The 12,540-nt window shown below is 61.4% G+C and carries 8 protein-coding genes and 1 pseudogene; all 9 read left to right on the top strand.

Annotation, left to right across the window (positions count from 1 at the left end; genetic code table 11):
* Positions 1-505 (top strand): annotated as a pseudogene (locus NTD84_RS04630) (type VI secretion system tip protein VgrG); the annotation flags it as partial.
* Positions 498-1,184 carry a DUF2931 family protein gene (locus tag NTD84_RS04625; RefSeq protein WP_262163828.1) on the top strand — a complete coding sequence of 229 codons (687 nt, stop codon included), beginning with the start codon at positions 498-500 and terminating at the stop codon, positions 1,182-1,184. The pseudogene NTD84_RS04630 and the gene NTD84_RS04625, both read left to right, overlap by 8 nt.
* Before the next feature lie 239 nt (positions 1,185-1,423).
* Positions 1,424-2,074 carry a GNAT family N-acetyltransferase gene (locus tag NTD84_RS04620; protein WP_262163827.1) on the top strand — a complete coding sequence of 217 codons (651 nt, stop codon included), beginning with the start codon at positions 1,424-1,426 and terminating at the stop codon, positions 2,072-2,074.
* 66 nt (positions 2,075-2,140) lie between these two features.
* Positions 2,141-3,868, top strand: a complete 1,728-nt coding sequence (locus NTD84_RS04615) for an autotransporter assembly complex protein TamA (RefSeq protein ID WP_262163826.1) — start codon at positions 2,141-2,143, stop codon at positions 3,866-3,868.
* Positions 3,865-7,533: a translocation/assembly module TamB domain-containing protein gene (locus NTD84_RS04610; protein ID WP_262163825.1), complete on the top strand. Its 3,669-nt coding sequence runs from the start codon at positions 3,865-3,867 to the stop codon at positions 7,531-7,533. The genes NTD84_RS04615 and NTD84_RS04610 overlap by 4 nt, the downstream gene beginning before the upstream one ends.
* Before the next feature lie 236 nt (positions 7,534-7,769).
* Positions 7,770-8,243 (top strand): MarR family winged helix-turn-helix transcriptional regulator, encoded by a 474-nt coding sequence (locus tag NTD84_RS04605; RefSeq protein WP_262163824.1) that lies wholly within the window; start codon positions 7,770-7,772, stop codon positions 8,241-8,243.
* Positions 8,240-9,709: an efflux transporter outer membrane subunit gene (locus tag NTD84_RS04600; RefSeq protein WP_262163823.1), complete on the top strand. Its 1,470-nt coding sequence runs from the start codon at positions 8,240-8,242 to the stop codon at positions 9,707-9,709. Before NTD84_RS04605 ends, NTD84_RS04600 begins: the two co-directional genes overlap by 4 nt.
* A gap of 15 nt (positions 9,710-9,724) precedes the next feature.
* Positions 9,725-10,942: an efflux RND transporter periplasmic adaptor subunit gene (locus tag NTD84_RS04595; RefSeq protein ID WP_262163822.1), complete on the top strand. Its 1,218-nt coding sequence runs from the start codon at positions 9,725-9,727 to the stop codon at positions 10,940-10,942.
* A 64-nt stretch (positions 10,943-11,006) separates the two neighbouring features.
* On the top strand, positions 11,007-12,536 hold the full coding sequence (locus NTD84_RS04590; RefSeq protein ID WP_262163821.1) for a DHA2 family efflux MFS transporter permease subunit: 1,530 nt from the start codon (positions 11,007-11,009) through the stop codon (positions 12,534-12,536).
* Positions 12,537-12,540 lie beyond the last annotated feature (4 nt).

Here is a 12,540-nt window from a genome sequence, read left to right as displayed (position 1 = left end):
CACCTCCGCCTACAGATGGGCTCAGTACGAGCTGAAAAACCTTTGGAAGCAACTCAATTTATATGGGCTCGCCCCGGAGGTGAAAACCTGGGCGCTGGAGACTGATACCCACGTCAAGGGTGATGTATACAGATCGAAAACAGTCTACGCGGCAGTCCATAGCAGGCGCATTGTGCGCAACGATCTGGCCTTGATTTATCTGCGCATCATGCGTGAGTTGGCAGCCAAAAATGATGTGCCTTTTCGCGTTATAAACGACAAAGATCCAAAGTTGGCGTTACCGGATGAACTACGAACCATAGCGCAAAAACTCATGGCCTACGCATTGGGCGAAACTCATAGTGTGGGGTTGAGCCTGTCCGAGGAGGCGTTGCTCTATGAACGCTACATCCATCTATCTGCCAACTGGAACGCTGCCAAAGGCTGGAACAACAGCGCCCTGGACATCGTGTTTATCGATCGCCCTGCCGAAAACTATCAACGCGTGGTGCACCCCAATGAGTAAGTGCCCATGGATACTCAAATTAGGTTTTGCGCTGCTGATCCCACTGTTGGGTGGATGTGTCTTTGCCGATCACCGATCACTCCCGTATGACGCTTGGAGTCTCAGATTTTTTTCACTGGACTACATGGAAGTCTGGATCGAAACGGCAGATGTCGTGGATATCAATGCGCGGGTGTTTCGGGGGGCCGGGAGCGGAATTCCCGCGAGTAGTTATCCCCGGCCGCTGAGTAAAGGCATCCCGGCTCGTTTCAAGGGTGATCCAAAAGGATGGCCTAAGCATCCCGGAGGAAAAGGTCGATACGTGAGGGATGCCGACCTGCCTCGCCTGGTCTACGTACGCTGGCAGTCCATTGCCGAACCGCAGACCTATGAAGCGTCTATCGAAATCCCTGAATCGGCACGCAAGACCATGCTCCAGGGTGAAAAAACGTATTGTCGTGCAGACGGTAAATGGATAACGGATCACCGGAATATGTTGATCGTGGGCTTGGCACCTGGGGGAGTTGCGAAGGTGTGGCTAGGCGGCCAATGTCTGCTGTCCACCGAGGTCATACGAGTGCAAGGCACGATCAATCCAGAAGGCCCCTACAGCGGGCAGTCGGGCGGTGCCTATTATCCCCTTCAGGAAGAGTCCAAAGCCTACATCGACAAATTCGGCATTCCCTACGGCTCCTGGTAACTCATGGCTAATCAGGAGATCCCTGTGCGGGGCTTGCCCGATAGCGGTGTGTCTGTCGATATCTGATTGACTTGAGCCGCCGCTATCGCGGGCAAGCCCGGGACTTGCCCGCGAAGATGGCCGCCCGGTCGATGAAGATCTCCACTTGGTCTATACCTGTCAGGGAACTGTGACGCCAACCGAAGGCTCGTACCAATAAGAGCGCACCCATTTGAGCTGTGCCGGGGAGATCCACCGCTATGCCCGAAACCTCGACCGCCATCGCCGATATCCACATGCTCGACAGCGGCTACTCCCGCGAAGCCCGCTCCCTGTTGTACCAGGCCTATCGGCACGAGCCGACCTTCGGTTACCTGTTCGAGGCCGAACGCCCCGGCTACGAACAGCGGGTCCGCGCCACCGTGCGTGAACTGGTCAAGCAACACTTTCTCCAGGACCTGCCGGCCATCGGCCTGCTGGTCAACGATCGCCTGATCGGCATCGCCCTGATCGCGCCGCCGCAGCGTCGCCTCGGTATCACCGAAAGTTGGGCCTGGCGCCTGCGCATGGTGCTCAGCACCGGGTTTCGCTGCACCCGCCGCTACCTGGAATACCACGATGCGGTGATGGCCTGCGTACCTTCCGACTCGGTGCACCTGCTGCCCTTGCTGGGGATTCATCCGCAATTTCAGGGCAAGCACTTCGGCGAACAATTGCTGCAAGCGGTGCACAACTGGTGCGCGGTGGATGAGCACTCTGAAGGTGTGGTGCTCGACACCGGGAATCCGCGTTACCTGGAGTTCTACAAGCGCCAGGGTTATGAAGAAATCGGCGAAGTGGCCGTAGGACCTATCCGCGAGCATGTGTTTTTCCATGCCAATCCGCAGGTGCTGCAATCCGCCTCGGCATAAACGGTAGAACTTTCGCGGCATGCGAGGCTCTATCACGCTCCCAAGCTCGTGATAGCATCCGCGCCTATGAAGTTTCCAGGAAGAATAACCAGCGGCGTGCTGATGCTGATCACCAGCTGCGCGGCGCTGGCGCAAAGTGAATTGGATGTGCGGATCAAACCGTCCAACGATGAACTGAAAGCCAATATAGAAGGCTATATCGGCAGCCTCGGCGATCGTGACGAGCAAGCCTTGCTGCGCTTCAGTCGTGGTGCCGAAGAACAGGCACGCAAGGCCGCCCAGGCCCTGGGCTATTACCAGCCGCATATCGACAGCGACGTCAAGGGTGGCAAGACGCCGCGCCTGGTGCTCAACATCGATCCGGGCGAGCCGATCCATTTGCGCACGGTCACGATCCGCGTCGAAGGTCCGGCGGCCGCCCTCAAAACATTCCGAATGCCTAAAAGTGATGCACTGAAAACCGGTGCGGTGCTCAACCATGGCCGTTATGAAGACGCCAAGCGTCTGATCCAGAACCAGGCGTCGCGCTACGGTTTTTTCAGTGGCCACTTCAGCAAGCAGCGGCTGGCGGTCGACCCGCGCGCGGGCGTCGCCGACATCGAACTGATCTACGACAGCGGCCCGCGTTATGCCTTGGGCAAAGTCAGTTTCGAAGGCGATACGCCATTCGACGAAGACCTGCTGCAGCGCATGGTGCCATTCAAGGCCGGCGCGCCTTACGACTCCGAGCTGATCGCCGAGCTGAACCAGAACCTGCAATCCAGCGGCTACTTCGAAGGCGTACGCGTCGACGCGGCCCCGACCGCGTCGAAAAACGATGTGATCCCGGTGGACGTCAAACTCGAAACCCGCAAGCCACGGACCATGGGCCTCGGCCTGGGCTACTCCACCGACGTCGGCCCGAGGATCAAGGCCAACTGGACCCGACACTGGGTCAACCCCCAGGGCCACAGCTATGGCTGGGAAACCGAAGTCTCGGCGCCTCGGCAAAACGTCGGGCTGTTCTATGACATTCCGCTGGATCCTCCGCTGACCGACAAACTGCGCTTCGCCGGGGGCTACCAAAGCGAAGAAATCGCCGACAAGGACAGCCTGAGCAAGCTGCTGACCCTGGGCCCTGAGTGGCACAGCAAGTTACCCAGCGGCTGGCAGCGGGTGGTGTCGCTGAAATGGCAGCGTGAAGAATACCGACTTGGCGACGACTCGGGGCTCAGCACCTTGCTGATGCCCGGCGTCAGCTATTCCTACCTGAAAAGCGACAATCGCATCGATCCGCACAACGGCTATCGCCTGACGTTCGAAACCAAAGTTGCCAAGGAAGGACTGGGTTCCGACACCAACTTGCTGTACGGCACCGCACTGGTGAAAGGCTTGACCACGGTGTTCGATAAACACCGCTTCCTCGGCCGGGTGCAGGTGGGCGGCAGTGCGACCAATGGCTACCGATCGGTGCCGCCGTCCCTGCGCTTCTTCGCCGGTGGCGATCAGAGCGTGCGCGGTTACGATTACCAGAGCCTGTCCCCGGAAAACTCCGACGGCGACCGTATCGGTGGGCGCTACATGATTGCCGGCAGCGTCGAGTATCAATATTCCATCGCCGAAAAATGGCGGGTCGCGACGTTTATCGACCAGGGCAACTCCTTCAACACACTCGAACTGCCGAACCTCAAGACTGGCGTCGGTATCGGCGTGCGCTGGGTATCGCCGGTGGGGCCGATTCGCCTCGACCTGGCCCACGCGATGGACGATGACGGCGGCATTCGATTGCACTTTTCCATGGGGCCCGAGCTGTGAAGCGTGGTTTGAAGGTAACGCTGCTGGCGATTCTGGCGATATTTGTGCTGGTGCTTCTGGCCGTGACAACGGTGCTGGGCACGGCAACGGGCAGCCGCTGGGCGCTCGGATTTGTCCCGGGTCTGACCGTCGACAACTTCCAGGGGCGTCTGGGCGGGCAGTGGAGTGCCGACCATCTGGTCTGGCAGCAAGGCACCAGCCGGGTTGAAGTGAGCCAGGTGATTTTCGCCTGGTCGCCGCTGTGCCTGACGCGCAAGACCCTGTGTATCGAGCAATTGAAGGCCGATCAGGTCAGCCTGCAGTTTCCGCCTGGAACCGAAGAGGAAAGCAGCGGCCCGATCAGTCTTCCCGATCTGAAATTACCGTTGGCGCTCGAACTGGGCGATGTGCAGGTCGGCAGTCTGCTGTTCAACGGCAGCGAAGAACTCAAGGGCCTGCAACTGGCGGCGCACTGGACCGAACAGGGTTTGCAGATCGACGCGGTGCAGCTGCAACGGGACGACATCAGCCTGAATCTCTCCGGCCTGCTGCAACCTGGCGGCAACTGGCCGCTCAAGGCGGAGGGCAAGCTGAAACTGGCGACACCGGCTCCCTGGACGCTGGATTTGAAAGTAGACGGCGACCTGCTGAAAACCCTGAAGCTCACGGCCGACAGCAGCGGTTACCTGAACGGCCAACTGAGTGGCGAGTTGCAGCCGTTGGTGGAGCATCTGCCGGCCAAGCTGCGCATCACCGCCGACGGCTTCAAACCCGCCGCCGACCTGCCGGACACCCTGCAACTCAACCAACTGCAACTCACGGGCGACGGTGACCTGAAAGAGGGTTACCAGTTGCGCGGCACCGCCACGCTGCCCGCCGAGCAAGGCCCGGTCGCGTTGTCGCTGCAAGGCAAGGTTGACGCCAAGGGTGCGCAAATCGCCGCGCTGGACCTGACCGCCAACGACAAGCAAAGCCTCAAGCTCAGCGGCGTGGTGGACTGGAGCAAGGGCCTGAACGCTACGGCGAAAATCGACTGGCTGGATTTTCCCTGGCACCATCTCTATCCGCTGATCGACGAACCGGAAGTGGCCTTGCGCAGCTTCAACGGTGAAGTCTCCTACACCGATGGGCAATACCTCGGCAACTTCAAAGCCGCACTGGATGGCCCGGCCGGAGCGTTCAGCCTGAGCAGCCCGTTTGCCGGCGACCTGACGAAAATCTACCTGCAACAAATCCAGCTCGAGGCCGGGCAGGGTAAGGCTGTAGGGCACCTGAACCTGCAGTTCGCCGATGGCATTGCCTGGGACACGGCGCTCGACCTGTCGGCACTCAATCCGGCGTATTGGCTCGCAGAGTTGCCGGGCACCCTGGCCGGGCCGTTGCGCAGCAAGGGTCAACTGAAGAACGAAAAACTCAGCCTGAACGCGGACCTGGACCTGAAAGGCAGACTGCGCGGGCAACCCGCCATTCTGCAAGCCAAAGCCGATGGCAGCGGCGAGCAATGGAACCTTGACGCACTGCACATCCGTCTGGGCGACAACAGCATTACCGGCAAGGGCAGCCTGCAACAGAAACTCGCCGGCCAGATCGACATCAAGCTGCCACGCCTGGCCCAGCTCTGGCCGCAGCTGCGCGGTCAGCTCAACGGCCGCCTCGATGTCGCCGGCACGCTCAAGGCGCCGCAAGGCAAGCTCGGGCTGCAAGGCACGCAACTGGCGTTCCAGGACAATCGCCTGCAAAGCCTGAACCTCGACGCGACCCTCGACAGCGCGCAACGGGCGAAAATCGACCTCAAGGGCGCGGGCATTCAGGCCGGCGACACCGCGCTGGGGACGCTGGTCGCCAGCGGCCAGGGCGATATCAAGCATCAGAAACTCAGCCTCGACCTGCAAGGCCCGCAGTTGAAACTGGCCCTCGGCCTCGATGGTGCGCTCGACAAAGGCAACTGGCGCGGGCGCCTCGCCAGTGGCGACATCCAGGCCGGCGGCCAGGACTGGAAGCTGCAAGGCCCGGCAAAACTCGAACGGCTGGCCGACGGCAAAATCAATTTCGGCGCCCATTGCTGGATGTCCGGGCCCGCCAGCCTCTGTGGCGAAGACCAGCGCCTGATGCCGGAGCCGAAGCTGCGTTACCACCTCAAGCAATTCCCGATCGACAGCCTGGCGCAGTGGTTGCCGAAGGATTTCGCCTGGAAGGGCCAGCTCAACGCCGACCTGCAACTGGACCTGCCGGCCAGCGGCCCGAACGGCCAGATCAGCCTCGATGCCAGCGGCGGCACCCTGCGCATGAAGGAAAAGGATCAGTGGCTGGACTTCCCGTACCAGACGCTGAAGCTCACCAGCAAACTTACGCCCAAGCGCATCGACAGCGAGCTCAGTTTCGTCGGCGGCAAACTCGGCGAATTGAGTGTGCAGGCGCAGATCAATCCGCTGCCGAAGAACAAGCCGCTGACCGGCTCGTTCCGTCTCAATGGGCTCGACTTGTCCGTGGCACGGCCGTTTGTGCCAATGGTCGAGAAAATGACCGGGCGCCTGAATGGCAGCGGCACCCTCGCAGGTACGCTGATGGCGCCGCTGGTGAATGGCAATCTGCTGCTCAGCGACGGTGAGATTTCCGGTGCGGAACTGCCGATGGACCTTCAAGCGTTGCAGCTGCAAGCGGTGATCGCCGGCGAAACCGTGCAACTGAACGGCGGCTGGAAAAGCGGCAAGAACGGGCAGGGCAGTTTGAACGGCAACATCGCCTGGGGTCAGGCGCTGGTGGTGGACCTGGCGCTCAAGGGCACGCAATTGCCGGTCAACGTCGAGCCTTACGCCAAGCTCGAAGTGGCGCCGGACCTGAAGATTTCGATGAAGGGCGACGAACTGGCCATTGCTGGCAAGGTGCAGGTGCCCCGAGGCGAAATCACTGTGCGCGAATTGCCGCCGTCGACGGTCAAGGTGTCGGACGACACGGTGATCATCGGCCAGCAGACCGAAGAGGGCAAACCACCGATCGCCATGAAGATGGACATCGACGTGGCGGTCGGCGAGGACAAATTGAGCTTCGCCGGGTTCGGTTTGACCGCCAACCTGCAAGGGCATGTGCACATCGGCGACAACATGGACACCCGCGGCGAACTGTGGCTCAACGACGGGCGCTATCGTGCCTACGGTCAGCGCCTGACGGTGCGCCGGGCGCGCCTGCTGTTCGCCGGGCCGATTGACCAGCCGTACCTGGACATCGAGGCGATTCGCCAGACTGACGACGTGATTGCCGGTATTCGACTGAGCGGCAGCGCCGAGCAGCCGACCACGCAGATCTTTTCCGAACCGGCCATGAGCCAGGAGCAGGCCTTGTCTTATCTGGTGCTGGGGCGTCCGCTGAGTACTAACGGCGAAGACAACAACATGCTGGCCCAGGCCGCACTCGGGCTGGGGTTGATGGGCAGTTCCGGGGTGACTGGCAAGCTGGCCAACGATTTGGGCATCCAGGATTTCCAGCTCGATACCGAAGGCAGCGGCAACACCACCAGCGTGGTTGCCAGCGGCAATCTCTCCGAGAAGCTCAGCCTGCGTTACGGCGTGGGCGTGTTTGAACCGGCCAACACCATCGCCTTGCGCTACAAGCTGAGCAAGAAGGTGTACCTGGAAGCAGCGGGCGGCGTGGCCAGTTCGCTGGATATCTTCTACAAGCGGGATTTCTAGGCCCGCGCTCCCTCGAAAACCGAGTCGCTCCCTTCGCGAGCAAGCCCGCTCCCACAAGGCGCCCGCTAACCCTGTGGGAGCGGGCTTGCTCGCGAAGGCGTCCGTGTACACAGCGCGGAACCCGGCACCATTTATCAGCTAAATGCAAAGCAGGCTAACTATTGCATTGACATTCGCTGCCTAGGCAGTAACATCTCGTCATACATTCTCTGCCTAGGCAGCTAATTGGTGATCAGATGAAGCATTTCACCCCGGACGGTTTCAAGAACTGCCATCTCGGCCTTCTGCTCGGACGCGCAGCGCTGCTCAAGGACCGGATCATCGACACGCACATGGAACCCCACGGCATTACTGCCGCGCAGTTCAAAGTGTTGATCATCATGGCCCAATACGGCGTCGACACCCCGGCCGAGCTGTGCCGCCACCTGTCCCTCGACAGTGGTTCGATGACTCGCATGCTCGATCGTCTGGAACAGAAAGGTTTCCTCGCTCGCCAACGTTCCGAAGCCGATCGCCGTCAGGTTCAACTGGTGCTGACGGTGGAAGGTCTGAAGCTCGCCGACCTCCTGCCGCACATCGGCGCCGACGCGATGAATGAGCTGGCCGGCGCGATCACCGCCGAAGAGTTGAGCACCCTGGAACAGATCCTGAAGAAAATTTTGGTGGCAGCCGGTGACTCGATCACGCTGCTGCGGGTAGGTGAACAATGAGCAGCAAAATCTTGCAGACTGGCCTGAGCCTGGTGCTTGCGGCGATGACGCTGGCCGGTTGCGCCAGCTACAGCGGCCTGACCACCGAAGGTAAAAGTCTCGACGCGAAGACCCTCAAGGCCGGGCAATCCCTCAGCGGCGTGACCCTGTCGCCCGCGGCCTGGCCGAAAAGCGATTGGTGGAAAAGCCTGGGCGACCCCCAGCTCGACGGCCTGATCCGCGAAGCGCTGCACGACAGCCCTGACATGCAGATCGCCGACGCCCGCGCGCATCAGGCCAGCGCCGCCGCATACGCCGCCGACGCCGCACGCATGCCGACCCTCGATGCCAGCGCCGGTGTCAGCCGTTCGCGCCTGGCCCGGGATCAGGATCCACGGGGCGAGGGCAATGCCTACGCCACCGTGCGTAACATCGGTGCCAGTTTCAATTACAACTTCGACCTCTGGGGCGGGCAGCGTGATGCCTGGGAAGCCGCGTTGGGCCAGGCCCGCGCCGCCGAAGTCGATCAACAGGCTGCGCAACTGACGCTGGCTGCCGACGTCGCTCGCGCTTATAGCGATCTGGGGCAGGCACACATCGTTCACGACCTGGCCCAGGAAGACCTCAAGCGCACCCGGCAAATGCTCGACCTGAGCCAGCGTCGCCTGAGCTCCGGCATCGACAGCCAGTACCAGTTCCAGCAGACCGAAAGCCTGGAAGCCACCTCCGAAGCCAGTCTGATTGACGCCGAAAAGCGTCTGCAAAGCGCGAAAATCGCCTTGGCGGTGTTGCTCGGCAAAGGCCCGGATCGCGGCAACGAGATCATCCGGCCGAAGATTCTCCAGGCCAGCGCCGTCGCCTTGCCGTCAGTGTTGCCCGCCGAATTGCTCGGCCGTCGTCCCGATCTGGTGGCCGCGCGCTGGCGGGTCGAGGCGGCGAGCAAGAACATTGACGCCGGCAAGACCCAGTTCTATCCCAACCTGAACCTTAGCGCCGCCGCCGGTGCCGAATCATTGTTGGGTGACGCGATGTTCGGCTCCGCCAGTCGCTTCTTCAACATCGCGCCGACGATCTCGGTGCCGATTTTCGATGGCGGCCGTTTGCGTGCCGACCTCGATGCCCGCGACGCCGACTACGACCTCGCGGTGGCGCAATACAACAAGAACCTGGTGAAAGCCTTGGGGGATGTCAGCGACACCATCAACCAGTTGCGCGATATCGGCCGGCAGATCGGCGCTCAGCAGCATGCCACCGACATTGCCCGGGATTCTTACAACACCGTGGTCCAGCGTTACGGTTCCGGTATCGGGAATTATCTGGACGTGCTCAGCATCGAGCAGCAATTGCTTCAGGCCCAGCGGCAACTGGCCAACCTGAATGCCGAGCAGATTGACCTGTCGATCCAACTGATGCAGGCGCTGGGCGGCGGTTTTCAGGGCGACACCCTGACCGCGGCCAACGCAACCCCAGCCACGCAGCACAACTAATTCAAGGTAATTGTCATGGCCACTGCCGAAAACACTCCTGCTCCAGCCAATCAAGCGCCAGGCACCGCACCAGACACCGGCAATCCGCGTAAGCGCAAACTCATGTTGGTGGTGCTGGCCATCGTGGTGATCCTCGCCGGTATCGCCGTCTGGGGTTACCACGAGTTCTATGGTCGCTGGAACGAAAGCACCGACGACGCCTATGTGAACGGCAACGTGGTGGAAATCACCCCGCTGGTCACCGGCACCGTCGTCAGCATCGGCGCCGACGATGGCGATCTGGTCCACGAAGGTCAGGTGCTGGTCAATTTCGACCCGAACGACGCCGAAGTCGGCCTGCAAAGTGCCCAGGCCAACCTGGCTCGCACCGTGCGCCAGGTACGCGGTTTGTACAGCAATGTCGACGGCATGAAAGCCCAGGTCAACGCCCAGCAGGCGGAAGTGCAAAAGGCCCAGGACAACTTCACTCGCCGGAAAAACCTGGCGGCAGGTGGGGCGATTTCCCAGGAAGAACTGTCCCACGCTCGCGATGACCTGACCTCGGCACAAAACGCCCTGGCCAACGCCAGACAGCAACTGAAAACCACCAGCGCGCTGGTCGATGACACCGTGGTGTCGTCGCACCCCGATGTGATGTCGGCCGCCGCGCAACTGCGCCAGGCCTACCTGAACAATGCGCGCAGCACGCTGATCGCGCCGGTCACCGGTTACGTGGCCAAGCGCTCGGTGCAACTCGGTCAGCGAGTGCAGCCGGGCGCCGCGCTGATGGCGGTGATCCCCCTGGATCAGCTGTGGATCGACGCCAACTTCAAGGAAACCCAGCTGCGTGACATGCGCATCGGTCAGCCGGTCGACATCGAAGCCGACCTCTATGGCAGCGACGTGAAATTCAGCGGCACCATCGACAGCCTTGGCGCGGGCACCGGCAGCGCGTTTGCCCTGTTGCCGGCGCAGAACGCCACCGGTAACTGGATCAAGATCGTGCAGCGCGTACCGGTGCGGATTCACATCAATGCCGAGGAACTGGCCAAGCACCCGTTGCGCGTGGGTCTATCGACCCAGGTCGATGTCAACCTGCATGACCAGAGTGGTCCGGTGCTGGCGCAACAGCCGCCGCAGAAAGCCTCGTTCAGCACCACCGTCTACGACCGTCAGTTGGCCGAAGCCGACGCGATGATCACGCAGTTGATCCACGACAACAGCGCCGCCGTCAGTAAAACCGTGCAGCGCTGATTCGCCAGTCCGTCAGCTGCGCCCTTAACGGGCGCAGCGCTCTCCCAGTTCCAAAGGATTCGCGATGAGCAATAACGCGTCTTTCACGCCGCCCAGCCTGCTGCTCAGCACCATCGGCCTGTCGCTGGCGACCTTCATGCAGGTCCTCGACACCACCATCGCCAACGTGGCGCTGCCGACGATTTCCGGCAACCTCGGCGTGAGTTCGGAGCAGGGCACCTGGGTGATCACGTCGTTCGCCGTGAGCAACGCCATCGCGCTGCCGCTGACCGGTTGGCTCAGTCGGCGCTTCGGCGAGGTCAAGCTGTTTCTCTGGGCGACCATTCTGTTTGTGCTGGCCTCGTTTCTCTGCGGTATTTCCACCTCGATGCCGGAATTGATTCTGTTCCGCGTGGTTCAAGGCCTGGTGGCCGGGCCGTTGTACCCGATGACCCAGACGTTGCTGATCGCGGTCTATCCGCCCGCCAGGCGCGGCATGGCCCTGGCGCTACTGGCGATGGTCACGGTGGTGGCGCCGATTGCCGGACCGATTCTCGGCGGCTGGATTACTGACAGCTACAGCTGGCCGTGGATCTTCTTCATCAACGTGCCGATCGGGATTTTCGCGGTGATGGTGGTGCGCTCGCAGCTCAAGAAGCGTCCGGTGGAAACCAGTCGTCAACCGATGGACTACGTCGGTCTGATCACGCTGATCATCGGCGTCGGCGCATTGCAGGTAATCCTCGACAAAGGCAACGACCTCGACTGGTTCGAATCGAACTTCATCATCGTCGGCGCCGCCATTTCGGTGATTGCCCTGGCGGTGTTCGTGATCTGGGAGATGACCGACCAGCATCCGGTGGTCAACCTGCGGCTGTTCGCCTATCGCAACTTCCGTATCGGCACGATTGTGCTGGTGTTGGGGTACGCCGGGTTCTTCGGGATCAACCTGATCCTGCCGCAATGGCTGCAGACCCAGATGGGCTACACGGCGACCTGGGCCGGGCTGGCGGTGGCGCCGATCGGGATTCTGCCGGTATTGATGTCGCCGTTTGTCGGCAAATACGCGCACAAGTTCGACTTGCGACTGTTGGCGGGCCTGGCGTTCTTGGCGATCGGTCTGAGTTGCTTCATGCGTGCCGGGTTTACCAATGAGGTGGACTTCCAGCACATCGCCTTGGTGCAGTTGTTCATGGGCATTGGCGTGGCGCTGTTCTTCATGCCGACCCTGAGCATTCTGATGTCGGACTTGCCGCCGAGCCAGATCGCCGACGGCGCGGGCCTCGCGACCTTTCTGCGGACATTGGGCGGTAGCTTTGCCGCGTCGCTGACCACCTGGATCTGGATTCGCCGCGCGGATCAGCATCACGCCTACATGAGCGAAAGCATCAGCACCTATGAGCCCGCGACCCGCGAAGCATTGAACAATCTGGGCGGCGCAAGCGATCAGGCGTATGCGCAGCTGGACCATGTGCTGACCAGCCAGGCGTACATGCTCTCCACCGTGGATTACTTCACGCTGCTGGGCTGGGCGTTCATGGGGTTGATCGTGATTGTCTGGCTGGCAAAACCGCCGTTCGCGGCGAAGGCCGGACCGGCTGCGTCCGGCCACTAAACTC

The sequence above is a fragment of the Pseudomonas sp. 14P_8.1_Bac3 genome, assembly GCF_025466085.1.
Taxonomy (GTDB): Bacteria; Pseudomonadota; Gammaproteobacteria; order Pseudomonadales; family Pseudomonadaceae; genus Aquipseudomonas.
Note: the sequence above shows the minus strand (reverse complement) of the source record. Positions and strands in the feature narration are given on the sequence as shown.

Bases quoted from the DNA above. Each gene is read 5' to 3' on its own strand.
- NTD84_RS04625 (WP_262163828.1), top strand. From the start codon at position 498: ATGAGTAAGTGCCCATGGATACTCAAATTAGGTTTTGCGCTGCTGATC.
- NTD84_RS04620 (WP_262163827.1), top strand. From the start codon at position 1,424: ATGCCCGAAACCTCGACCGCCATCGCCGATATCCACATGCTCGACAGC.
- NTD84_RS04615 (WP_262163826.1), top strand. From the start codon at position 2,141: ATGAAGTTTCCAGGAAGAATAACCAGCGGCGTGCTGATGCTGATCACC.
- NTD84_RS04605 (WP_262163824.1), top strand. From the start codon at position 7,770: ATGAAGCATTTCACCCCGGACGGTTTCAAGAACTGCCATCTCGGCCTT.
- NTD84_RS04600 (WP_262163823.1), top strand. From the start codon at position 8,240: ATGAGCAGCAAAATCTTGCAGACTGGCCTGAGCCTGGTGCTTGCGGCG.
- NTD84_RS04595 (WP_262163822.1), top strand. From the start codon at position 9,725: ATGGCCACTGCCGAAAACACTCCTGCTCCAGCCAATCAAGCGCCAGGC.
- NTD84_RS04590 (WP_262163821.1), top strand. From the start codon at position 11,007: ATGAGCAATAACGCGTCTTTCACGCCGCCCAGCCTGCTGCTCAGCACC.